Genomic DNA, 21,699 nt, shown 5'->3' on the forward strand with positions numbered 1-21,699 from the left:
AGCGGCCGTCGCCGCGCATCAGCCGACACCACACCACCCGGTGGTGTCTGAGCACCTCGTGCACTAGTCGTTCTGCGCGGCACGATGAGACGTTCGCCCGATCCCCGGAGGCATGATGACCACTTCCCGCCGCTTTGTGCTCGCACACCGTCCTGACGGTCAGGTACGCGCCGAGGACTTCGAGCTGGACCACTCGGACGTGACGCTGCCGGATCGTCCTGCCATGGTCCTCGAGACACTGTGGGTGTCCCTGGACCCAGCCATCCGCGGCTGGCTGGACGACCGACCCAGCTACCTGCCACCGGTCGGGCTCGGCGACCCGGTGAGGGCCTTGGGGTTGGCCCGGGTGATCGAGTCGACGCTCTTGGGGTTCGAGCCTGGTCAGGTTGTGCGAGGTTTTGTCGGATGGCAGGAGCACCTCGTCACTGACGATCCGTCGGCGTGGGAGCTCGTTGACGAGCACCCGGGCACGCCGCTGGTCCAGCGTCTCGGTGTGCTCGGGATGACTGGGCTGACCGCGTGGGTCGGCATGATGGATATCGCCCGTCCTCAGGCAGGTGAGACGGTCGTCGTGTCCGCAGCAGCCGGGGCGGTGGGGTCGGTGGCCGCACAGCTCGCCAAGTCCGCCGGAGCGCGGGTGGTCGGGGTGGCGGGTGGACCTCACAAGGGCCGACTGCTCCTCGACCAGCTCGGCCTCGACGCCGTCGTTGACTACCGCGCCGACGACTGGCACGAGCAGTTGACCGCCGCGACGCCGGACGGGGTCGACGTCAACTTCGAGAATGTCGGAGGTCCGGTCATGGAGGCCGTGATCGACCGCTTTAACAACCACGCCCGGATGACTCTCTGCGGTCTGATCGAGGGCTACAACATGAGGACCCGCCCACCTGGTCCGAGGAACTTCGGCCTGCTGCTCACCAAGCGGATACGCATGGAGGGTTTGATCGCCGTCGACCATTTCAATCGCGCCCGGGAGGTCGAGCGTGACCTTGTCGACCTCATGGACCGCGGACTGCTCAAGCCGCTCGAGACGGTCGTCGAGGGTTTCGACGCCTTGCCGGAGACGTTCGTCGCCTCGTTCGCCGGCGGGCACGTGGGCAAGCTGGCCGTCAGGCTGGGTCAGTCCTGACCGCGGCCGGTGGTGCGACCACGAGCGGAGCCAGCTCCACGGCCACCCGCAACGTCAGACTTGCAGGGTCGAAGGGGTGCTTGAGCAGTCGCTCCACCCGGTCGAGCCTCTTGACCACGGTGTTGGCGTGGACGCCAAGGCGGCGACTCGTCCGCGTGGGACTCCCGAGCTCGGCGAACCACACCTGGAGAGTTTGCAGCAGCACCTCGTGCCTGTGGTCGAGCAACGGGCCCAGGCGTCCCGTGACGAACGTACGGACGAGGTCAGTGTCGTGGGACGCCATGGCGGGGACGGCCACGTCGAGGAAGGAGACGACTGCCGACGATCCTGCGACCAGGTCCGCCATCCGGCGCGCCTCGGCCGCTTCTCGCCGCGTGGACCGGAAGCCGGAGAGGCCCTGGTGTGCCGTTCCCAGTGCTACCCGGAAACCGTCCGGAAGGTCCGCGCCCGACAACTCGGACGCCGGATCGGGATGGGTCGTGGACATCCACCCGGCGATCTGGCGGTGTCCCTCGAAGACCGATAGGTGCTGCCAGGGCTGAAGTGCGGCCCGAAGCAGCAGGACGACACGTTCCAGCTCTGGCCCCACCGCGTGCTCGCTCCAGACGACAAAGGCCAGGTGGGTGGCAGTGAAGCGGTAGGACAGCTCGCGTTCGGCCTCCGCCTCGTTGGCGGTGCCATTGAGGACCGACTGGACGACATCCTGCACTCGCGAGTCATCGCGGTGTCGAAGCAGCTCGCGCTCTTGGGTGTAGGCCGAGATCGCGCGGGTCAGCGCGGCCCGCAGGTAGCGAAACAGCCGTTCCAGAGCAATCTCCAGAGCGTCGGCACGGAACTCGTCGGGCAGACGCGAGTCACCCGTCCGGGTTGAACGGGCAAACATCTGGATCAACACGTCACCCGCCGCGTCGTAGGCCAACACCAGTTCTGACAGCTCAACCCGCTCCGTCGCCATGTGGCGCGCCCACTTGGTCGCAGCCTTGGGGAGCTCGAAGGTCGGATCCTCATCACCGGCCGCGACCACCGAATGGACGAGCGGGAGGTGCGAGGTGAGGGCGTCCCGCAGCCTGGTGTGGTCGGCCAGGCCACCCAGGACCACACCCGGGGTCGCCGTCACCACTGCCTCCAACATCATGTCGACGAGCTCTTCGCTGTTCTTCTCGAGCCAGTCGAGGAACGGCTTCACGGCGACAGAATCGTTGCGGTAGTGGTGCTTCATGACGTGAGACTAGCGCCCCGAGCAGCGACCGAGGTGGCGCCGGAAGACACCGTCAAGTGTGTTCATGGGCCGTTGTGCGCGTCACAGCACCTGGCTGAAAGTGGTGATTGCCACCACCACGTCGTGAGGAACCCCATGCAGAACATCTCCCCCAACGGACCCATCAAGCTCGCTGTCACCGTCGACGACCCCTTCATGTGGAAAGGCGCTGACTTTCCCCCTGACTACTCACCGGCGGGCGTGGCCACCTCCATGGCCGACGCGTTCGCCGAACATGGTGTCCCCGGTGTCTACAGCTTCGCGTCAACCCTGCCGACCGATGACCACCCGGAATGGCTGGAGGCCCTGGACTCCTGGGTGGAACGGGGTCACCACGTCGGGGCGCACACACACTCGCACTCGAGCCTCAACTGGGGGCCGGCCGATCCGTACATCGACGACATCGACCGCAACATGGGGATCCTCGAGCCCTGGATCGCCCAGGCGCCAACCCGCTACTTCCGGTACGCCTTCGACATGTGGGGCGACGAGCAGGCGAAGACCGACGCGGTGCAGCTGCACCTCGCGCGCCGGGGCTACGTCCCCGCTCCCATCACGACATGGTTCTACGACGTCCAGTTCCTCGTCTCCTACATCCGCACCCTGGTGGCCGGCGACGAAGAAGGTCGAGCCTGGATCCGCAAGACCTTCGCGAGCACGGCGGTCGAGTCTCTCCGCAGTCAGGCCGCGGCAGCCCGTGCAGTGTTCGGGCGCGACCCTGTGCACATCGCCCTGATTCACGGCACCCCGGTCGCAGGCGACTGCTACGGGGACGTCCTCGCGGCGTACGCCGAGCACGGCGTCGAGTTCGTGACGCTGGAGGAAGCGATGGCCGACCCGGCTAACCAGATCGTGGCGCCCACGGTCACGAGGTTCTTCCGCAACTCGACCCAAAAGTGGGCTGAGTACGCGGGCATCGACGTGGAGAACACGCCGCCCCAGGTGCTCCACCAGGTCCGCGAGATCTGTCTGATCGAAGGCATGGACGAGAACGCGGTGCTGGGACCTGCCCTGGTCGCGGCAGCTGAGAGCGTGGGCGCCACGTTCGTACCCACAGACCTGGACTGGTCGCCCGAGGTGCTCCAGCAATGACAGACCTGTTCTCGGTGGCAGGCAAGACGGTCCTCATCACGGGCGGCTCCCGAGGCATCGGTGCGACGGCGGCTCGCGGTTACGTCGAAGCCGGAGCCCACGCCATCGTGTCGTCTCGCAACGCCGATGCCTGCGAGAGGACTGCCGACGCCCTGTCCGCGCTCGGGCGCTGTACCGCGGCTCCTGCTGACGTGTCCACACCTGACGGAGTGCGAGCACTCGTCGAGGCCGTCGACCGGGTCGCTGAGGGCAAGCTCGACATTCTGCTCAACAACGCAGGAGTGACCTGGGGTGCACCCCTCGAGGACTTTCCGCGCAAGGGGTGGGACAAGGTGCTGGCGACCAACCTGACGGCTGTGTTCCAGCTGACCGTCGCCATGCTGCCGGCACTTCGACGATCAGCTTCCGCCGCAAACCCGGCGCGCGTCATCTCAGTCGGGTTGGTGGACGGTCTGCGGGTATCGCCGTTCGACAACTTCTCCTACGGGGCGAGCAAAGCCGGCGTCCACCTGCTCACACGCCATCTGGCATCCACCTTGGCCGACGAACACGTCTTGGTGAACGCGATCGCTCCTGGCGCCTTCCGCAGCGACATGACCGCGTTCGCTTTGGACGACGAGGCCGCACACGCCGAGATCGTCGCAGGCATCCCGCTGTCCCGGGTCGGCGCGGCCGACGACATCGTCGGAGCCTTGCTGTACCTCTCGTCACCGGCATCCGCCTACGTCACCGGCACCGTGCTGCCGGTCGATGGCGGTGTCAGCGGTTGCGCCTGATCCATCACCGGTGAAGGTGCGTCAACACCGAGACGGTGATTCCAAAGTCCAGGCGGATGGGTCAGTTGCGGGGAAATGACGCGGCCAGGAGCGCTCCTCACGTAGATGCGATGACTACTGGTGAACGTCCGCATCGTCGTAAACCAACCGACATACTGCTTCGGTGGCCACCCTTGTCGCTCCGTCTTCTCGCAGAACGATTCTTGCGCGGCGCCTGATCGTCGGAGGGCTCGTCGTCGCGGTCGTAGGGGCCGTCATCTGGCGCGTAACCGCCGATCGTTCCCACCATCCTCACGTCCTTGCTCCCCGTGTGGGCGGCTTCAGCTTTGAGGCGAAACCGGTGCCATTGGCAGAGTCCACGATGCAGGTCGGCTTTATGGGCCCGTACGACGGGAAGGAGGACCCGGAGACCCTTACGTTCCGGTCGGCCACAGCGCATTTGCGGAACAACAGCGCAGGTGCGACGGCAACTATCTCGGTGTGCCTGCCGCGCAAGTCTCCTGACGGTGGCCTGGCCGGCGGCGGCGCGGTCCATGCACCAACGCTCGCCGAGTACTGTCGGGAAGCTCGGCCGGTCGTCTCCGGCACGACTCTTAGGTGGGGCACCGAGTCCGTGGACGGGGAGTTTCTCGTGCTGACCATGAACCCGACGCAGCCCGGGGCCGCGGAGGTTGATTCGGTCACGTTCGAGTACAAACGCGATGCGGCTCACGGTGGACAAAGTGGCGTTGAGCGCGTCGACGGTCTGCGCTACGTCGTTCGCGCAAGCTGAGCGATGACAGGAGCCCTCGGCGTCTTGTCAGTACCTGCGGGTCAAAGACCGAGCAACTCGCCGTTCGGCGGGGATCGACGCAGAATCGGTTCCACGCAACTGGGCCCCCGCGAACTGGACAGTGGCGAGCATGACTTCATGAGTGAGCTTCACTTCTGGCGGCCGCCTGCTTTCACGCGTCGGCTTTACCCTTTGGCGACGAAACGCGTTCGTCCAAGGGTTCTTGAGGGATCATGTCTCCGTGACGACCTCTTGGTTCGACTGGGCTTTCTTCTTGGTCGTTCTCTTCCCGGTTCCGCTATGTATTTTGGCGTACGCGGTCTGGACCACTTGGGTGTGCACCAGGTCGGCCGGATCGGTAAAGCGGAGGTTCTGCAGAGGGTGCGCGACTGTTCTCTCTGCGATCAGCGCAGTCGGCACGTTGGCGTCCTTTGCGGCATGGTGGATCGGTTTTGACTACATCGATTCACCAGCTGGGGTGCCTCCCGATCTTGACAGGGTCCGGGACGCGGGTTGGGTCACAGGCATGGCAACCCTGTTTATCGTGGTGGTTTTGACCATCGGATGCTTCGTCAGCCGCGCAAATCGGACGCCGCTCATGCCGGCCCGGATCGCCCATTAGGTCCAGTGGACGTTGCCACTCGGCGAGCCGGTGGTTGCTGGGCATTGCAGGTGCCTTGTCGCAGCCTCGATGTGGCGTTGAATGACGTGCTGGCGATGCGTTACGCCCGTGATCAGGAAGCAGCGGACACCCTCGCAGACCAAGTCTTCGGTCGGCTCGCCATGACCGTCCGAATCGACATGCTGCGTTCAATCTTGGAAAGCGAAGAGTTGAACGATCGATGGCCATTCCTGCTAGAAGTCCTCGTTCGGCTGAACAGACTGCGAAACGCCTTGGCGCACGGCTTCGTGGCGTGCCCTGAGGAAGGGCAGTTCCAGATCTCAACCGTGAACAGGGGTGTAGTGAAGAATTTGCAGTTCTCCTCTAAGGAACTCGCATGGCTGGCCTGGCAGTCAGATGTTGCGACTACCGAGCTCCGCGCTCTTTGGGCAGTGTTGATACCTGAGGCGGACGACTGGTTCGGTCCGGAACCTCCAGCTAGCTAGTGTCAGCACGACGCAGAGCATCATCGATTGCAGGGTCCGGTGCTTCGCGGGGAACGCCGCTGGCGGCGTTCGATAATCGGGAGACATAAAGGGGTTGCAGTGGAATGCCGCGCTCGACTCGGGAATGGGTGGGACTGATGTCTGCGTCTCGATGGGCGAACTGCTGCGGCTAGTGGGGTCCCAGACCAAACTCGAAACGCATGATTCAGGAGCGCCGATGGCGAAAGAAGTCATGACCAGACGATGGTGGATCGAGTATGCGGTGTACCTGCTACCCGTCATTGTGGCTCTGCAAGTCATCGACATCGAAAGCATGCCGCTCTTGAAGGGCGTGCTCGTTGCCTTGGCGATTGGCTCCATCTGGGGCGCGGCGCTTTCCGTTGCGCAGATGACCTCCCGGCGTGTGCGGCATGGAGTGTGGAGCTTAAAACCGGTTGATAACGAGCGCGACAGGTAGCGACAAACTGGGCGAAATGCTCCGGTTTCACGACTCATTTCGAAGTCAACGGGCACACCCCTGATGAGCCACGTCGAGCGGGCCCGACGCCCTGTCTCCGGCATCGTCCTCGCGCTGCGAACTAGCCGATTCGCGAACAGTTCCGTCATTTCCTGACGCCCCTGCGTCGGCGTCTCAGACCCACCGGACAGCGCCGACGCCCGCCTTCGTAGGGGCGTCCAGTGCGAGCGCGAAGGCGACGGCGAGGGGTAGGTGGACGCCCCGGACCCGCGCAAGCCTCGATCGTGACCCGGTGGGGTGGGCGCAGACGAACCGCAGGTGGCGAGAGCTCAGGACTGCAGCAGCAGGTCGAGCAGCTCGGCGACGGCCTGCTCGTTGCCGGCCACGTGCCATCGGTAGCCACGGTGCTCGACCACCTCGGCCCGTCCGCCGGCGGCGCGCACGAGCGCCTGTCCGGGCAGCCAGTCCCAGTCGGGGCACGAGTGCTGGGCCCAGACGCCCACGCGTCCCCCCGCGACGCCGGCGAGGTCGCACGACCCGGAGCCGAGGACGCGCGGCGTCGCGGCGCCCTGGACGAGGGCGAGCCACACCTCGCGGACGTCGGGATCGGACAGCGTCGAGGGGTGCACATACGTGGCCAGGCTGCACTCGGCCAGCGGGCGGTCGGCCAGCCGGGGGACGGGGACCCCGTCGAGGGTCGTGGGGTGGTCACGTCCGCCGAGCCAGGTCTCGCCGGTGACGGGCTGGTGCACGGCACCGAGGACCGTGCCGTCGGCGTCCTCGAGCGCGAGGGCGCTGCACCAGTAGGCCAGTCCGGAGAAGAAGTTGTAGGTGCCGTCGACCGGGTCGATGACCCAGCGACGCCCCGACGTCCCGTCGCGCTGTGAGCCCTCCTCACCGAGCAGGCCGTCGGCGGCGCGTTCGCGCAGCAACGTCGTGGTGACGAGCTCTTCCGCGGCACGGTCGGCTGCGGTGACGACGTCGCTCACCGACGTCTTCTGCTCGGCGGAGAGGCCCTCGGCGCGCATCGCGGCGGCCAGGCTGCCTGCTTCGGTGACGAGGGAGACGGCGAGGTCGAGATCGTCCATGGTCACACCCTGACGTCGTGGCTCGGTGCGGATGCCGGACTGGGTGCCCGGTCGGGGGTCAGCAGCAAGCGGGTGGCTGCCGCCATCAGCACCGCGGCGCCCACCAGGTGGGCCGCGACGAGCGTGATGGGCAGGTCGTTGAAGTACTGCACGAAGCCGATGAGTCCCTGGGCCAGCTCCACGACCAGGAGCACGACCGCCGCTGCGCGGACACGACCGGACTCCTTCCAGATCACCAGGAGCGTCAGGCCGACGAGGACGTACACGCTCCACGCGTGGACGTGGCTCATGAGCCGCGGGTCGAGCATGTTGCGCGGCGACTCGTCGTCGCCCGCGTGCGGACCGCTGCCGGTGACGACCGTGCCGAGGTAGACGACGACCCACGAGACCAGGTACGTCAGCATGACGAGCGGTCGCCGCGTGCCGACCCGGTCCTCGCCGCGGACCCGGAACACCAGCAGCATCGATGCCGCGACGAGCAGCATCGAGAGCAGCAGGTGCAGCGAGACGACCCACGGGTTGAGGTCGGTCAGCACCGTGATGCCACCGATCACGCCCTGGAACGGCACACCGAGGGCGATGAGCGCAGCGAGCTGTCGGAGCCGCCGGCTCGTGCCGGACCAGCGCCACACCGCGACGAACGTGGCGACCACGATGGCGATCAGCACGTACGTCAGCAGGCGGTTGCCGAACTCGATCAGGCCGTGCATGCCCAGCTCGCGGTGCGGGACGAAGGACTCGTCGGTGCACTTGGGCCAGGTGGGGCAGCCGAGGCCCGAACCGGTCAGCCGGACGAGGCCGCCGGTCAGGATGATGAAGCCGTTGGCCACCACGGCGGCCCACGCCCATCGCTCGACGACGGTGCGGTCGGGGTCGCGCAGACCCAGGGTCGGTGCCATCAGATCACTCCCACTTGAAGGTCCGCGAGACCAGCAGGCTCGCGCACACGGTCCAGGTCAGCAGCACGACGACGGAGAACGCCGTCGGTCCGTGACCGGCGAAGGTGTCCCGCAGTCCCTGGCCCAGCGCACCGGACGGCAGCAGCTGCAGCACGTGCCGGGCGGACTCGGGGTAACGGCTCAGCGGCACCAGCAGGCCACCGCCGACGAGCAGCAGGACGTACACGAGGTTGGCGAGGGCGAGCGTGGCCTCCGCCCGCAGCGTGCCGGCGATGAGCAGGCCCAGGGAGCCGAATGCCGCCGTGCCCAGCACGAGCAGGCCGACCATCTGGATCACCGCGGTCACGCCGCCGTGCGGGTCCCAGCCGAGCAGGAAGCCGACCGCGGACAGCACCGCGAGCTGGATCACCTCGACGATGACGACGGCGCCGATCTTGCCGAACAGCAGTCCCCAGCGAGGCAGGGGAGAGGCGCCGAGACGCTTGATGATGCCGTAGCGGCGCTCGAACCCGGTCGCGATCGCGAGGGACGTGAACGACGTCGACAGCACCGCGAGCGCGAGGATGCCCGGCGTGATGATGTCGATCGTGCGGCCGGGCCCCAGGTCGACGACCCCGCTGGCCTTGGCGCCCAGCACCAGCAGCACCAGCGGGATGACCATCGTCAGCAGAACCTGCTCGGCGTTGCGGCCCTGCAGGCGCAGCTCCATCACGGTCTGCGCACGCAGCATCGCCGCCCGCGGGGCGGCGCCCGGGCGGGGGCTGAGGTCGAGCGTGGACGGGGCGCTCATCGCAGGGCCTTCCCGGTCAGCTCGAGGAACCGGTCCTCGAGGGTCTGGCGCTCGACGAGCAGCGAGTGCGTCAGGACGCCCTGCGCCGCGCACCAGGCGGTGAGCGTCGCAAGCAGCGCGGGGTCGACCTCGCCGGCGATCACGTACGAGCCCGGCGCGATCTCGTCGACCTTCGTGTCGTGGGGGAGGTCGAGCATCAGGTTCTCGAGGTCGAGGCCCGCTCGTGCGGTGAAGCGCACGGTGTTCTTGGCGCCGGAGGCCGCGAGGGCCGACGGCGTGCCCGACGCGATGACGCGCCCGGCGTCGACGATGTGGATCAGGTCGGACAGGGCCTCGGCCTCGTCCATGAAGTGGGTCGTCAGCACGGTCGTCACGCCGCTGGAGCGCAGCTCGGCGATGAGCTCCCACGTGGAGCGGCGGGCCGCCGGGTCCAGGCCCGCGGTCGGCTCGTCGAGGAACAGGAGCTCGGGCCGTCCGACGATCGCCATGGCCAGGCTCAGACGCTGCTGCTGGCCACCGGAGAGCCGGCGATAGGGCGTCCTGCCGTACGAGCCCATGCCGAGGCGCTCGATCAGGAGGTCGACGTCGAGGGGGTGCGCGTGCAGCGACGCGATGTGGCGCAGCATCTCGTCCGACCGCGCTCCGGACCAGGCCCCGCCGGACTGCAGCATCACCCCGACACGCGGGCGCAGAAGGTGTCCCTGGGCGACCGGGTCCAGCCCCAGGACGCGGACCGTGCCGCCGTGCGGGGAGCGGAATCCCTCACACGTCTCGATCGTGGTGGTCTTGCCGGCGCCGTTGGGACCGAGGATCGCGGTGACGGTGCCTGCCTCGACTCGGAGGTTCAGACCGTCGACTGCGGTGACCGCTCCGTAGCGCATGACGAGGTCGACGACTTCGACGGCGGGCACCTCTTTAGCCGACTCTGACACCCCCACAGTGTAGGTGTCGCGTCCGCGAGTCCGGTCATAGGCTGTGCTGCATGGATCTCCCCGTGATGCCGCCGATCCGACCGATGCTGGCCAAGTCGGTCAAGGGCGTGCCGGCCGCGGACTCGGTCGAGGGCGGCCTGTCGTACGAGCCGAAGTGGGACGGGTTCCGCTGCATCGTGTTCCGCGACGGGGACGAGGTCGCGCTCGCGAGCCGCTCCACGAAGGAGCTGACCCGCTACTTCCCCGACGTCGTCGCCGCGATCCTGGCCGAGACCCCCGAGCGCTGCGTGCTCGACGGCGAGATCTTCCTGGCCATCGACGGCCGGCTGGACTTCGACGCGCTGTCGCAGCGGATCCACCCGGCGGCGTCGCGGGTCACGCTGCTCGCCGAGCAGACGCCCGCGTCGTTCGTCGCGTTCGACCTGCTGGCGCTCGGGGACGAGTCGTTCATGGAGGCGCCGTTCTCGGAGCGGCGAGCACGGCTCGAGGAGGGGCTCGCCCCGGCGTCAGCACCGGTCCACGTCACCCGCACCACGACGGACGCCGCGGTGGCGGAGGAGTGGTTCGGCATCTTCGAGGGTGCGGGGCTCGACGGGGTCGTCGCCAAGCCGCTCGCCAAGGCGTACGCGCCGAACGGTCGCCAGATGCTGAAGATCAAGCACGCCCGCACCGCCGACGTGGTCGTGGCCGGCTACCGGCTGCACAAGACCTCGACCGAGGAGCGGCCGCTGCTGGGCTCGCTGCTGCTCGGGCTGTACGCCGACGACGGGCTCCTGCAGCACGTCGGCGTGGCGGCGTCCTTCACCGAGGCACGCCGCGCGGAGCTGATCGAGGAGCTCGCGCCGCTCGTCGTCGACAGCGCCGACCACCCGTGGGGCGCGTGGCAGGACCCGGACGCGCAGGCGTCGTCACGACTGCCCGGCGGGCAGAGCCGCTGGTCGGGCACGAAGGACCTCTCCTTCGTCACGCTCAGACCCGATCGTGTCGCCGAGGTCGGCTACGAGCACATGGAGGGCGACCGCTTCCGGCACACGGCACAGTTCAAGCGCTGGCGCCCGGACCGCGACCCGAAGAGCTGCACGTACGAGCAGCTCGAGGAGGTCGCCAAGTACGACCTCGACGAGATCCTGACCTGACCCTGCGCGTGGTCCCGGTCAGGAGTCCAGGTGGCGCAGGCGCTCGACGAACTCCTCGTCCGGGACGACGTCCGACGTCGCCTCCTGCAGCTCGAGGCGCAGCTCGGCGGGCAGCTGCCCGGACGTCTTGACCTCGGTGTGGAGCCGTTCCATCGTGACGTCGAGGTCGGTCGCTGTCTCCGCGGCCTGCTTCAGGCCGTCGAGGAGTGACTGGGGGACGTCCTCGCGATACTTGTAATGAATCTTGTGCTCGAGGCTGGCCCAGAAGTCCATCGCGATGGTGCGCATCTGCACCTCGACGAGCACGGGCACCTCGCCGTCGCTCATGAACACCGGCACCTCGATGAGTGCGTGCAGGCTGCGGTAGCCGTTGGGCTTCGGCGCGGCGATGTAGTCGCGGATCTCGACGACGGTGACGTCCGACTGGCTCGTGAGCATCTCGAACACGTGGTAGACGTCGGACACGAAGCTGCAGGTCACGCGCACGCCCGCGATGTCGGTGATCTTCTCGGTGATCGACTCGAACGTCGGCTCGCAGTCCTTGCGGCCCATCTTCTCCAGGATGCTGTCGGGGTTCTTCAGCCGTGAGGAGATGTTCTCGATCGGGTTGGTCTCGTGGAGGTGGGCGAACTCGTCGCGCAGGATCGACAGCTTGGTGACGATCTCCTCCATGCCGAACTTGTAGCGCATCATGAAGCGCGTGAAGTCCTGACGCAGCTGCTCGGAGTCCTCGTGCGTGAAGTCATCGCCGGGACGATCGAGCAGCCTGCCGAGGTCGATCCGCGAGGGCGTGGTGTCCACGAAGGCCACTCTAGACAAGACACCCATGAGCCGGCTGTGTGGTCCAGGTCTCACCCGACGGCGTCGGAGACAGGACGTCATCCCGTGCGTGGTCTCGCGAGCACGCTCGGGATGACGTCCCCGCCGGGCCCCCGGGACGTCATCCCGCGCGGTCCTTGCCGAGCACGCTCGGGATGACGTCCCCGCTCGTCAGGCTTTCTTCGCCTTGCTCGGCTGCACGCGCTTGGGCTCGCCCGGCATCTTCGGGTACTCCGGGGGATAAGGCATCTCGACCGGGTCGGCGGCCCACAGCTCCAGGAGCGGATCCAGCGAGTGGTGGACGTCGTCGATCCCGGCCCACGCGTCGCCGTCGGCGGCGAGCTTGTCCGGCACGGTGTGCAGCGTGAACGCCCGGGGTCCGTCGAGGGCCGCGAGCTCGTCCCAGGTGACCGGCATCGAGACGGTCGCACCCGGCGCGGGACGCAGGCTGTACGCCGAGGCGATCGTGCGGTCCCGGCAGTTCTGGTTGAAGTCGACGAAGATGTTGTCTCCGCGTTCCTCCTTCCACCAGGCCGTCGTCACGCCGTCGGTGCGGCGCTCGAGCTCGCGGGCGAACGCGATCGCCGCGTGGCGGACGTCCGTGAACGTCCAGGACGGGGCGATGCGGGCGTAGACGTGGACGCCCCGCTTGCCGCTGGTCTTGGCGAACGCGCGGATGCCCAGCTCGTCGAACAGGTCACGGGCCACGGCGGCGATCCGCACCGCGTCGGCGAACGTCGCCGAGCCGAACGGGTCGAGGTCGATGCGCAGCTCGTCGGGTCGGTCGTTGTCGGTGCGTCGGGTGGGCCACGGGTGGAACGTGATGGCCCCCATGTGGGCGGCCCAGGCGGCGGCGGCGACCTCGGTCATGCAGATCTCGTCCGCGGGACGGCCCGACGGGAACAGCACCTGCGTGCTCTCGACGTACGGAGGAGCCCCGCGCATCATCCGCTTCTGGTAGAACGCGTCCCCGTTGCTGTCCGCGCGGGTGGACATGACCATCCCCTCGCGGACGCCCTTCGGCCACCGCTCGAGCGCGACCGGGCGGTCCTGCAGCGCACGCATCAGGCCGTCGGCGACGGCGACGTAGTACTCGGCGACCATGACCTTGGTGACCTCGGGGGAGAAGTCCGTGGCCTCGTAGATCACCCGGGTCGGGCTCGAGACCCGGACCGATCGCCCACCTGCCTCGATCTCCACCGCATCGCTCGCCATGTCGCCACTCTAAGGCGGGAGAGCGCCCGCTGTGGATGACGCGGAGGCGATGTCCGAGGCATGCACGACGATGGCTGCATGGGAATGAACAGCCGAGCACGACGTGAGGCCAGGCGGCGGGCGCACCCGCGCACCGGCCGGGCAGCACCAGCAGCCCCAGCCGGTCGTACGACCGACGGGGTTCCCCGAGGGCTCAGTCGGGCGGACGTGTCGGCCCTGATCGACGTCGCCAGCAGGTACGCCGCGGTGTCCCCGCGGGCCGCCGCCCCGAGGATCGCCGAGCTCATCGAGCTGGGCGCAGTCACGGACGATCCGGCCCTCGACCCGGCGGTCCTCGTGGTCGAGGAGGTGGTGCCCCGGATCGCGACCGCGTGGGAGCACGGCTGGCAGCCCCTCGACCTCGTCCACGCCACCCGTCGCCGCTCGTCGGCCCAGACGGCCCGATGGGTCACGCGTGCGGTCCTGGCCGAGGCGCGCCGGTCGCGGGCGTCCGAACGGGCTCCGCAGTCCTGGACCGAGCAGCTCGACGCCCTGGCGTCCCGCCGTGACGGCACCGAGGACGCCCTGCTCCCACCCCGCGGGCAGGCGTCGGTTGCGGAGTGGACGACGGCGTTGGTCGCGCTGGACTTCCTTCGTCACCTGCCCGGCTCCCACCTGATCGATGCACCGCCCTCGCAGTGGGGACGCCAGGCGCGACCGCGCAGCACGGCAGGGCCCCGCCGCGGCGACGTGCACGACAAGACGCTCACCCGCATCCGCGCGCTGCTCGCCAAGGCCGAGTCCACCGAGTTCGACGCCGAGGCCGAGGCGTTCACCGCCAAGGCCCAGGACCTGATGACCCGGCACGCGATCGACGAGGCGGTCGTGGCCGACGAGTCCGGCCAGTCGGTCGACGTGCGGGCCGTACGGGTGCTGATCCACCACCCGTACGCGGTGGAGAAGGCCGGGCTCCTCGACGTCATCGCCCGGGCCAACCGCACCCGCGCTGTGTGGAACGACTTCGCCTCGTGCATGACCCTGGTGGGTGTGCCCACCGACCTCGACCAGGTCGAGATGCTGTTCACGTCGGCGCTCGTGCAGGCCACCAGGGCCATGACCCACGCGGGCAACGAGCCGGGCGCCGTCGGCAGCGACCGGTCCTCCGGGTTCCGCAAGGCGTTCCTGACCGCGTACGCGCTGCGCATCGGCGCCCGGCTGACCGCGTCGGCGCAGGAGGCGGCCGCCACGTACGGCAGCGCGCTCGTCCCGGTCCTGCAGCGGCAGTCCGAGGCGGTCGACGCGCAGTTCGACCATCTCTTCCCCCACGTGACGACGGGTGGGCGCCGCACCCAGTTCGACGCGCGGGGCTGGGACGCCGGCACGCGTGCCGCCGACGAGGCCGTCCTTCCAGGCGGAATGGTCGGTTCCTGACCTTGACGTCCCGCACCCGCGCCGTCAGTAAGGCTGTCCTTCGTTGAACGGGCGGAATCAATAACGGCACACTGGTGTTGTGAAATACATGCAGCCCGTGGAGAAGGTGTCGGTCGACGACGCTCCCACGCGCACGCGTGTCACGCAGGCCATCCTCGAGAACGGCCCGTCCACGGCGGCCGACCTGGCGGTGCGCCTGCACCTCACCCCCGCAGCAGTGCGTCGTCACCTCGACCAGCTGGTCGCCGACGGGATCGTGGAGGCGCGTGACCAGCGCATCATCGGTCAGCGCGGCCGCGGCCGGCCGGCCAAGGTCTTCGCGATCACGGACGCGGGGCGCTCGACGTTCGCCAACACGTACGACGAGCTGGCAGTCGAGGCGTTGCGCTTCCTGGCCGCGACCGGGGGAGACGAGGCCGTCATGGCGTTCGCCCGCCACCGGTTGAGCGACCTCGAGGACCGCTACCGTCCGCTGCTCGAGCTGGCCGACCCGGCCCAGCGTCCCCAGCTGCTCGCTGAGGCCCTGAGCAACGACGGGTTCGCCGCGTCGGTCGGCACCACGCCGGCCGGCTCCCAGATGTGCCAGCACCACTGCCCGGTCGCCCACGTGGCCGAGGAGTTCCCGCAGATGTGCGAGGCCGAGACCGAGATGTTCGCGCGTCTCCTCGGCACCCACGTCCAGCGGCTCGCCACGATCGCCCACGGCGACGGCGTGTGCACGACCCACCTGCCACACCCCACAGACATCCCCAGCTCCACCCCAGCAGAGAGGTTGCCCTCATGACGACCACGTCAGAGACCACTGCAACATCCACCGGCGTACCCAACGCGATCGAGGAGGCCAACCCCGGCCTCAAGGACGTCGGGCGCTACGAGTTCGGCTGGGCCGACACGGACGTGGCCGGTGCCAACGTCCAGCGCGGCCTCAGCGAGGACGTCGTCCGCAACATCTCGGCGCTCAAGAGCGAGCCCCAGTGGATGCTCGACCTCCGCCTCAAGGGCCTCAAGCTCTTCGGTCGCAAGCCCATGCCGACGTGGGGTTCCGACCTCAGCGGCATCGACTTCGACAACATCAAGTACTTCGTGCGGTCCACCGAGAAGCAGGCCGCGACGTGGGACGACCTGCCCGAGGACATCAAGAACACGTACGACCGCCTGGGCATCCCCGAGGCCGAGAAGCAGCGCCTCGTCTCGGGCGTCGCTGCCCAGTACGAGTCCGAGGTCGTCTACCACTCGATCCGTGAGGACCTCGAGGCCCAGGGCGTCCTGTTCCTCGACACCGACACGGCGCTCAAGGAGCACCCGGAGATCTTCCAGGAGTACTTCGCGACCGTCATCCCGGTCGGCGACAACAAGTTCTCCGCCCTCAACTCGGCCGTCTGGTCGGGCGGCTCGTTCATCTACGTGCCCAAGGGCGTCCACGTGGACATCCCGCTGCAGGCCTACTTCCGGATCAACACCGAGAACATGGGTCAGTTCGAGCGCACGCTGATCATCGCCGACGAGGACTCGTACGTGCACTACGTCGAGGGCTGCACCGCGCCGATCTACTCGAGCGACTCGCTGCACTCCGCGGTCGTCGAGATCATCGTCAAGAAGGGCGCCCGCGTCCGCTACACGACGATCCAGAACTGGTCGAACAACGTCTACAACCTCGTCACCAAGCGCGCGGTCTGCGAAGAGGGCGCGACGATGGAGTGGGTCGACGGCAACATCGGCTCCAAGGTCACCATGAAGTACCCGGCCGTCTACCTCATGGGCGAGCACGCCCGTGGCGAGACGCTGTCCATCGCCTTCGCCGGCGAGGGCCAGCACCAGGACGCCGGCGCCAAGATGGTGCACGCCGCCCCCAACACGTCCAGCTCGATCCTCAGCAAGTCCGTGGCGCGTGGCGGTGGACGCACGTCCTACCGTGGCCTGCTGCAGGTGCTCGAGGGTGCCGAGGGCTCGGCCAGCACGGTCAAGTGCGACGCCCTGCTCGTCGACCAGATCAGCCGCTCGGACACGTACCCGTACGTCGACGTCCGCGAGGACGACGTGACGCTCGGCCACGAGGCCACGGTCTCCAAGCTCAGCGACGACCAGCTCTTCTACTTCATGTCACGCGGCATGGAGGAGGACGAGGCGATGGCGATGATCGTCCGCGGATTCGTCGAGCCGATCGCTCGCGAGCTGCCCATGGAGTACGCGCTCGAGCTGAACCGTCTCATTGAACTCCAGATGGAAGGGGCAGTCGGTTGAGCATCGCCGAAGCCCTGGAGCTTGCTCCAGTTGAGTCACATCTTCACCCGGAGGGGTCCTTCGACCTCGCCGACCACCCCGTCCCGACCGGCCGTGAGGAGATCTGGCGGTTCACCCCGCTCAAGCGTCTGCGCGGCCTCCACCAGGACACGCCGCTGGACGGCGAGGACTTCACGCTCCAGGTCGACGCCGCACCCGGCGTGACCGCGGTGTCCGTCCCGGCCGCCGACTCCGCGCGTGGCGTGTCCGGCTACGTGCCGGTCGACCGTGTGTCGGCCCGCGCCTGGGACGCCGCGTCCACGGTCTTCGAGGTCACGATCCCGGCCGAGGCAGAGATCGAGCAGGCCACGACGCTGGTCCTGCACGGCGGCGGTGTCGAGAAGGCGGCCGCCGGCCACCTGCTCGTCCGCGCCGGCCGGTTCAGCAAGGCCATCGTCATCGTCGACTACGACGGCTCGGCCACCTGGGCCGAGAACATCGAGGTCGTCCTCGAGGACGGCGCCGAGCTCACCTTCGTCACGGTCCAGGACTGGAACGACGACAGCGTCCACGTCGTCACCCAGCACGCCCGGATCGGTCGCGACGCCAAGCTCAAGCACGTCGCGGTCTCGCTCGGCGGCGACGTCGTGCGGGCCAGCACCTCGGCCGACTACATCGGCAGCGGCGGCAGCGTGGAGATGCTCGGCGTCTACTTCGCCGACCAGGGCCAGCACATCGAGCACCGGCTCTTCGTCGACCACACCGCTCCGCGCACGCAGAGCAACGTCCTCTACAAGGGCGCGCTGCAGGGCGACGAGGCCCACACGGTCTGGATCGGCAACGTCCTGATCCGCAAGGAGGCCGAGGGCATCCTGACGTACGAGAGCAACGACAACCTCGTGCTGACCGACGGCGCCAAGGCCGACTCGGTGCCCAACCTGGAGATCGAGACCGGCGAGATCGAGGGCGCGGGACACGCGTCCACGACCGGCCGCTTCGACGACCAGCACCTGTTCTACCTGCAGAGCCGCGGCATCCCCGCCGAGGAGGCCCGCCGCCTCGTCGTCCACGGCTTCTTCAACGACATCATCCGCCGCATCGGCGTGCCCGAGCTGCAGGAGCGGCTCACCGCGTCGATCGAGGACGAGCTCGCCGAGCACGTCGGACGGCTCGACGCATGAGCTTCGTCGAAGTGGCCAAGCTCGCGGACGTCCCCGACGGGGGCGTGCTCGCGGTCGAGGTCGACGGCACCGAGGTCGCCCTGGTCCGTGACGGCGAGGACGTGTACGCGGTGCGCGACGAGTGCTCGCACGCGTCGATCCCGCTGTCCGAGGGCGACGTCGAGGGCTGCGAGATCGAGTGCTGGCTGCACGGCTCGCGGTTCGACGTCCGTACCGGCAAGCCGCTGAACTACCCGGCCACCGAGGCCGTCCCCACCTATTCCACCCAGATCGAGGGAGAGACCGTGATGGTCGATCTCTCCACCCCCAGGAGCTGAACATGGCAACACTCGAGATCAAGGACCTGCACGTCTCGGTCGACACCGAGGAGGGCGCCAAGGAGATCCTCCGGGGCGTCGACCTGACGGTCAAGACTGGCGAGGTCCACGCCATCATGGGCCCGAACGGCTCGGGCAAGTCGACCCTCGCGTACTCGATCGCCGGTCACCCCAAGTACACGATCACCAGCGGCAGCGTGACCCTCGACGGCGTCGACATCTTGTCGATGACGGTCGACGAGCGCGCCCGCGCCGGCCTGTTCCTCGCGATGCAGTACCCCGTCGAGGTCCCCGGCGTCTCGGTCGCCAACTTCCTGCGCACCGCCAAGACCGCGATCGACGGTGAGGCCCCGAAGCTCCGCACCTGGGTCAAGGACGTCAACGAGGCGCTCGAGCGGGTCACGCTCGACAAGGAGTTCGCCCAGCGCAGCGTCAACGAGGGATTCTCCGGTGGTGAGAAGAAGCGCCACGAGATCGCCCAGCTGGAGCTGCTCAACCCGAAGTTCGCCGTCCTGGACGAGACCGACTCGGGCCTGGACATCGACGCCCTGCGCGTCGTCTCCGACGGCGTCAACCGCTACAGCAGCCAGGGCGACCGTGGCGTGCTGCTGATCACGCACTACACGCGCATCCTGCGCTACATCAAGCCCGACTACGTGCACGTCTTCGTGGCCGGCCGGGTCGCCGACCAGGGCGGTCCGGAGCTCGCGGACGAGCTCGAGGCCAACGGCTACGACAAGTACGTCAAGGCCGCTGCTGAGGCTGTGGCGTCGGCGTGACCGTCGTCGAGGGCACGACCGCGTACGACGTCGCCAGGATCAGGGGTGACTTCCCGATCCTGGGCCGCCGCCTGTCCGGTGACCTCCCGCTGGTCTACCTCGACAGCGCCAACACGTCGCAGAAGCCGCGACAGGTCATCGACGCGATCGCGGACCACTACCAGCACCACAACGCCAACGTCGCCCGCGCGATGCACCAGCTCGGTGCCGAGGCGAGCGAGGCGTTCGAGCTGGGCCGGACGAAGGTCGCCGACTTCATCGGTGCACCCAGCCGCGAGGAGGTCGTCTTCACCAAGAACGCCTCCGAGGCGCTGAACCTCGTGGCACGGGTGCTGGGCGACGCGGGCCGGGTCGGGGAGGGCGACGAGGTCGTCATCACCGAGATGGAGCACCACTCCAACATCGTCCCGTGGCAGCAGCTGACCCAGCGCACCGGCGCGACCCTGCGCTGGTTCGGCGTCACCGACGAGGGACGCCTGGACCTCGACGACATCGACGGTCTGATCACCGAGCGCACCAAGGTCGTCTCGCTGACCTGGGTGTCGAACATGCTCGGCACGATCAACCCGCTCGACACGATCATCGCCAAGGCCCACTCGGTCGGCGCGCTCGTGGTCGTCGACGCCTCGCAGGCGGTCCCGCAGATCCCCGTCGACGTCGCCGCGCTCGGCGCGGACTTCGTCGCGTTCACCGGCCACAAGCTGGTCGGACCGACCGGCATCGGCGTCCTGTGGGGCCGCTACGACCTGCTCGCCGAGCTCCCGCCGTTCCTCGGTGGTGGCGAGATGATCGAGACGGTCACGATGGCCGAGTCGACGTACGCCCCGCCGCCTGCGCGGTTCGAGGCCGGCACGCCGCCGATCGCGCAGTCGGTCGGCCTCGGCGCAGCGGTGGACTACCTCAGCTCGATCGGCATGGAGAACATCGCCGCCCACGAGCAGGCCATCACGGCGTACGCGCTGCAGGCCATGCAGGAGATCGACGGCCTCACGGTCATCGGCCCCAAGGAGCCGGTGATGCGCGGGGGAGCGATCAGCTTCACCCTCGACGGCGTGCACCCGCACGACGTGTCGCAGCTGCTCGACTCGCGCGGCGTGGCCGTGCGGGCGGGGCACCACTGCGCCAAGCCCGCGCACCTGAGGTTCGGCGTGCAGTCGACGACGCGTGCGTCGTTCTACCTGTACACGACCGAGCTGGAAATTGATGCGCTCGTCGAGGCGTTGCACCACACGAAGAAGTACTTCGGAGCCTGAAAGGAGGTCTCGTGAACGTCGACTCGCTCTACCAGGAGATCATCCTGGACCACTACAAGCACCCCCACGGGGCTGGACTTCGCGAGCCCTTCGAGGCTGAGGTCCATCACGTCAACCCGACCTGCGGCGACGAGATCACGCTGCGGGTGCACCTCGACGGCGAGACCGTCTCCGACGTGTCGTACGCCGCGCAGGGCTGCTCGATCAGCCAGGCGTCGGTGTCGGTGCTGAACGACCTCATCATCGGCAAGTCCGTCGACGAGGGCATGTCCGTCCTCGACAGCTTCACCGAGCTCATGCAGGGCAAGGGCAAGGTCGAGCCGGACGAGGACGTCCTCGAGGACGGCATCGCATTCGCCGGCGTCGCCCAGTTCCCGGCCCGCGTCAAGTGCGCGCTGCTCGGCTGGATGGCCTGGAAGGACGCCGTCTCGCAGGCGCTCGTCACCAACGTTTCGTCAACCACGGGAGATCCCGCATGACCACCGATCACAGCGACCTGCCCGAGGTGTCGACGGCACCTGCCGGCGCCACCACGACCGAGGACGTCCTCGAGGCGATGAAGGACGTCGTCGATCCCGAGCTCGGCATCAACGTCGTCGACCTGGGCCTCGTCTACGGCGCCGAGGTCGACGAGCACAGCAACACCGTGCTGTCGATGACGCTGACGTCCGCGGCCTGCCCGCTGACCGACGTCATCGAGGACCAGACGCGCGCCGCGCTCGACGGCATCGTCAACGACTTCCGGATCGACTGGGTCTGGATGCCGCCGTGGGGCCCGGACAAGATCACTGACGACGGCCGCGAGATGCTGCGGGCCCTCGGCTTCAACATCGGCTGACGGGAGACCCCCGTCCGCTGACGCGAGCCTCCCGTCCCCCGACGGGAGGCTTTCGCGCGCCCAGGGGAGCCTCCCGTCCCGTGAGGGGAGCCTCCCGCGCGCCGAGGGGAGACTCCTGCGCGCCCAGGGGAGAGTCCCGTCCCGTGAGGGGAGCATCCCGCGCGCCGAGGGGAGAGTTCCGCCCGCTGAGGGGAGACTCCTGCGCGCCGGAGGGAGGGGAGGATTCCTACC

Annotated in this window: 23 protein-coding genes; 16 read left to right on the plus strand and 7 right to left on the minus strand. The window is 68.3% G+C overall.

The window, feature by feature from the left end; translation table 11 throughout:
• Positions 1-115 precede the first annotated feature (115 nt).
• A complete protein-coding gene (locus C3E78_RS08305) occupies positions 116-1,129 on the plus strand; it encodes an NADP-dependent oxidoreductase (RefSeq protein WP_108580816.1) in 1,014 nt (337 codons plus the stop codon).
• On the opposite strand, the gene C3E78_RS08310 is transcribed toward C3E78_RS08305, so the two are convergent.
• Positions 1,110-2,348, minus strand: a complete 1,239-nt coding sequence (locus C3E78_RS08310) for a PucR family transcriptional regulator (RefSeq protein WP_108580817.1) — start codon at positions 2,346-2,348, stop codon at positions 1,110-1,112. The two genes, C3E78_RS08305 and C3E78_RS08310, sit on opposite strands and share 20 nt — an antisense overlap.
• A 135-nt stretch (positions 2,349-2,483) precedes the next feature.
• Here C3E78_RS08310 and C3E78_RS08315 point away from each other — a divergent pair, with 135 nt between their 5' ends.
• The 5 genes from C3E78_RS08315 to C3E78_RS08330 all read left to right on the plus strand — a co-directional run bounded on the left by C3E78_RS08315 (position 2,484) and on the right by C3E78_RS08330 (position 6,591).
• Positions 2,484-3,479 (plus strand): polysaccharide deacetylase family protein, encoded by a 996-nt coding sequence (locus C3E78_RS08315; RefSeq protein ID WP_159085846.1) that lies wholly within the window; start codon positions 2,484-2,486, stop codon positions 3,477-3,479.
• Positions 3,476-4,255, plus strand: a complete 780-nt coding sequence (locus C3E78_RS08320) for an SDR family oxidoreductase (protein ID WP_108577848.1) — start codon at positions 3,476-3,478, stop codon at positions 4,253-4,255. Before C3E78_RS08315 ends, C3E78_RS08320 begins: the two co-directional genes overlap by 4 nt.
• Positions 4,256-4,418: 163 nt before the next feature.
• On the plus strand, positions 4,419-5,027 hold the full coding sequence (locus C3E78_RS08325) for a hypothetical protein (RefSeq protein ID WP_135804935.1): 609 nt from the start codon (positions 4,419-4,421) through the stop codon (positions 5,025-5,027).
• A 699-nt stretch (positions 5,028-5,726) separates the two neighbouring features.
• The gene (locus C3E78_RS18285; RefSeq protein WP_135804934.1) at positions 5,727-6,134 is read left to right on the plus strand and encodes a hypothetical protein; all 408 of its coding nucleotides are present in this window, start codon (positions 5,727-5,729) and stop codon (positions 6,132-6,134) included.
• Between the two features lie 217 nt (positions 6,135-6,351).
• Positions 6,352-6,591, plus strand: a complete 240-nt coding sequence (locus C3E78_RS08330) for a hypothetical protein (RefSeq protein ID WP_108577850.1) — start codon at positions 6,352-6,354, stop codon at positions 6,589-6,591.
• A 329-nt stretch (positions 6,592-6,920) separates the two neighbouring features.
• On the opposite strand, the gene C3E78_RS08335 is transcribed toward C3E78_RS08330, so the two are convergent.
• From C3E78_RS08335 to C3E78_RS08350, 4 genes are read right to left on the minus strand one after another with little or no spacing between them, the layout of a single operon-like run.
• The gene (locus C3E78_RS08335; protein WP_108577851.1) at positions 6,921-7,679 is read right to left on the minus strand and encodes an inositol monophosphatase family protein; all 759 of its coding nucleotides are present in this window, start codon (positions 7,677-7,679) and stop codon (positions 6,921-6,923) included.
• Positions 7,680-7,681: 2 nt separating this feature from the next.
• Complete coding sequence (locus C3E78_RS08340) at positions 7,682-8,578, minus strand: COX15/CtaA family protein (protein ID WP_108577852.1); 897 nt, start codon at positions 8,576-8,578, stop codon at positions 7,682-7,684.
• 4 nt (positions 8,579-8,582) lie between these two features.
• On the minus strand, positions 8,583-9,368 hold the full coding sequence (locus C3E78_RS08345) for an ABC transporter permease (protein ID WP_108577853.1): 786 nt from the start codon (positions 9,366-9,368) through the stop codon (positions 8,583-8,585).
• Entirely contained in the window at positions 9,365-10,279 is a 915-nt protein-coding gene (locus C3E78_RS08350; protein ID WP_235833781.1) for an ABC transporter ATP-binding protein, read from the minus strand. Before C3E78_RS08350 ends, C3E78_RS08345 begins: the two co-directional genes overlap by 4 nt.
• 71 nt (positions 10,280-10,350) lie before the next feature.
• Between C3E78_RS08350 and C3E78_RS08355 the strand changes: the two genes are divergently transcribed.
• Positions 10,351-11,436, plus strand: a complete 1,086-nt coding sequence (locus C3E78_RS08355; protein WP_108577854.1) for an ATP-dependent DNA ligase — start codon at positions 10,351-10,353, stop codon at positions 11,434-11,436.
• A gap of 18 nt (positions 11,437-11,454) precedes the next feature.
• Here the strand turns inward: C3E78_RS08355 and C3E78_RS08360 are convergent, their stop codons facing one another.
• Together C3E78_RS08360 and C3E78_RS08365 are read right to left on the minus strand one after the other, a co-directional pair.
• Positions 11,455-12,237, minus strand: a complete 783-nt coding sequence (locus C3E78_RS08360; protein ID WP_235833780.1) for a GTP pyrophosphokinase — start codon at positions 12,235-12,237, stop codon at positions 11,455-11,457.
• 189 nt (positions 12,238-12,426) lie between these two features.
• Positions 12,427-13,470 carry a DNA polymerase domain-containing protein gene (locus tag C3E78_RS08365; protein ID WP_108577856.1) on the minus strand — a complete coding sequence of 348 codons (1,044 nt, stop codon included), beginning with the start codon at positions 13,468-13,470 and terminating at the stop codon, positions 12,427-12,429.
• A gap of 207 nt (positions 13,471-13,677) precedes the next feature.
• Between C3E78_RS08365 and C3E78_RS08370 the strand changes: the two genes are divergently transcribed.
• The 9 genes from C3E78_RS08370 to C3E78_RS08410 all read left to right on the plus strand — a co-directional run bounded on the left by C3E78_RS08370 (position 13,678) and on the right by C3E78_RS08410 (position 21,468).
• The gene (locus tag C3E78_RS08370; protein ID WP_108577857.1) at positions 13,678-14,880 is read left to right on the plus strand and encodes a DUF2786 domain-containing protein; all 1,203 of its coding nucleotides are present in this window, start codon (positions 13,678-13,680) and stop codon (positions 14,878-14,880) included.
• Between the two features lie 88 nt (positions 14,881-14,968).
• Positions 14,969-15,664: a helix-turn-helix transcriptional regulator gene (locus C3E78_RS08375; protein WP_108577858.1), complete on the plus strand. Its 696-nt coding sequence runs from the start codon at positions 14,969-14,971 to the stop codon at positions 15,662-15,664.
• A complete protein-coding gene (gene sufB, locus C3E78_RS08380) occupies positions 15,661-17,121 on the plus strand; it encodes a Fe-S cluster assembly protein SufB (protein ID WP_108577859.1) in 1,461 nt (486 codons plus the stop codon). The genes C3E78_RS08375 and sufB overlap by 4 nt, the downstream gene beginning before the upstream one ends.
• The gene (gene sufD, locus C3E78_RS08385) at positions 17,118-18,281 is read left to right on the plus strand and encodes a Fe-S cluster assembly protein SufD (protein WP_108577860.1); all 1,164 of its coding nucleotides are present in this window, start codon (positions 17,118-17,120) and stop codon (positions 18,279-18,281) included. The genes sufB and sufD overlap by 4 nt, the downstream gene beginning before the upstream one ends.
• Positions 18,278-18,598 carry a non-heme iron oxygenase ferredoxin subunit gene (locus C3E78_RS08390; protein ID WP_108577861.1) on the plus strand — a complete coding sequence of 107 codons (321 nt, stop codon included), beginning with the start codon at positions 18,278-18,280 and terminating at the stop codon, positions 18,596-18,598. Before sufD ends, C3E78_RS08390 begins: the two co-directional genes overlap by 4 nt.
• A gap of 2 nt (positions 18,599-18,600) precedes the next feature.
• Complete coding sequence (gene sufC / locus C3E78_RS08395; protein ID WP_108577862.1) at positions 18,601-19,377, plus strand: Fe-S cluster assembly ATPase SufC; 777 nt, start codon at positions 18,601-18,603, stop codon at positions 19,375-19,377.
• On the plus strand, positions 19,374-20,630 hold the full coding sequence (locus C3E78_RS08400) for a cysteine desulfurase (protein ID WP_108577863.1): 1,257 nt from the start codon (positions 19,374-19,376) through the stop codon (positions 20,628-20,630). The genes sufC and C3E78_RS08400 overlap by 4 nt, the downstream gene beginning before the upstream one ends.
• An 11-nt stretch (positions 20,631-20,641) precedes the next feature.
• Entirely contained in the window at positions 20,642-21,109 is a 468-nt protein-coding gene (gene sufU / locus C3E78_RS08405; protein WP_108577864.1) for a Fe-S cluster assembly sulfur transfer protein SufU, read from the plus strand.
• The gene (locus tag C3E78_RS08410) at positions 21,106-21,468 is read left to right on the plus strand and encodes a metal-sulfur cluster assembly factor (RefSeq protein ID WP_108577865.1); all 363 of its coding nucleotides are present in this window, start codon (positions 21,106-21,108) and stop codon (positions 21,466-21,468) included. The genes sufU and C3E78_RS08410 overlap by 4 nt, the downstream gene beginning before the upstream one ends.
• The last annotated feature ends 231 nt before the right edge of the window (positions 21,469-21,699 follow it).

Source organism: Aeromicrobium chenweiae, from assembly GCF_003065605.1.
Taxonomy (GTDB): Bacteria; Actinomycetota; Actinomycetes; order Propionibacteriales; family Nocardioidaceae; genus Aeromicrobium; species Aeromicrobium chenweiae.

Coding starts and splice junctions, on each gene's coding strand:
- C3E78_RS08305 (WP_108580816.1), top strand. CDS start 116: ATGACCACTTCCCGCCGCTTTGTGCTCGCACACCGTCCTGACGGTCAG.
- C3E78_RS08310 (WP_108580817.1), bottom strand. CDS start 2,348: ATGAAGCACCACTACCGCAACGATTCTGTCGCCGTGAAGCCGTTCCTC.
- C3E78_RS08315 (WP_159085846.1), top strand. CDS start 2,484: ATGCAGAACATCTCCCCCAACGGACCCATCAAGCTCGCTGTCACCGTC.
- C3E78_RS08320 (WP_108577848.1), top strand. CDS start 3,476: ATGACAGACCTGTTCTCGGTGGCAGGCAAGACGGTCCTCATCACGGGC.
- C3E78_RS08330 (WP_108577850.1), top strand. CDS start 6,352: ATGGCGAAAGAAGTCATGACCAGACGATGGTGGATCGAGTATGCGGTG.
- C3E78_RS08335 (WP_108577851.1), bottom strand. CDS start 7,679: ATGGACGATCTCGACCTCGCCGTCTCCCTCGTCACCGAAGCAGGCAGC.
- C3E78_RS08340 (WP_108577852.1), bottom strand. CDS start 8,578: ATGGCACCGACCCTGGGTCTGCGCGACCCCGACCGCACCGTCGTCGAG.
- C3E78_RS08345 (WP_108577853.1), bottom strand. CDS start 9,368: ATGAGCGCCCCGTCCACGCTCGACCTCAGCCCCCGCCCGGGCGCCGCC.
- C3E78_RS08355 (WP_108577854.1), top strand. CDS start 10,351: ATGGATCTCCCCGTGATGCCGCCGATCCGACCGATGCTGGCCAAGTCG.
- C3E78_RS08365 (WP_108577856.1), bottom strand. CDS start 13,470: ATGGCGAGCGATGCGGTGGAGATCGAGGCAGGTGGGCGATCGGTCCGG.
- C3E78_RS08375 (WP_108577858.1), top strand. CDS start 14,969: ATGCAGCCCGTGGAGAAGGTGTCGGTCGACGACGCTCCCACGCGCACG.
- sufB (WP_108577859.1), top strand. CDS start 15,661: ATGACGACCACGTCAGAGACCACTGCAACATCCACCGGCGTACCCAAC.
- C3E78_RS08390 (WP_108577861.1), top strand. CDS start 18,278: ATGAGCTTCGTCGAAGTGGCCAAGCTCGCGGACGTCCCCGACGGGGGC.
- sufC (WP_108577862.1), top strand. CDS start 18,601: ATGGCAACACTCGAGATCAAGGACCTGCACGTCTCGGTCGACACCGAG.
- C3E78_RS08410 (WP_108577865.1), top strand. CDS start 21,106: ATGACCACCGATCACAGCGACCTGCCCGAGGTGTCGACGGCACCTGCC.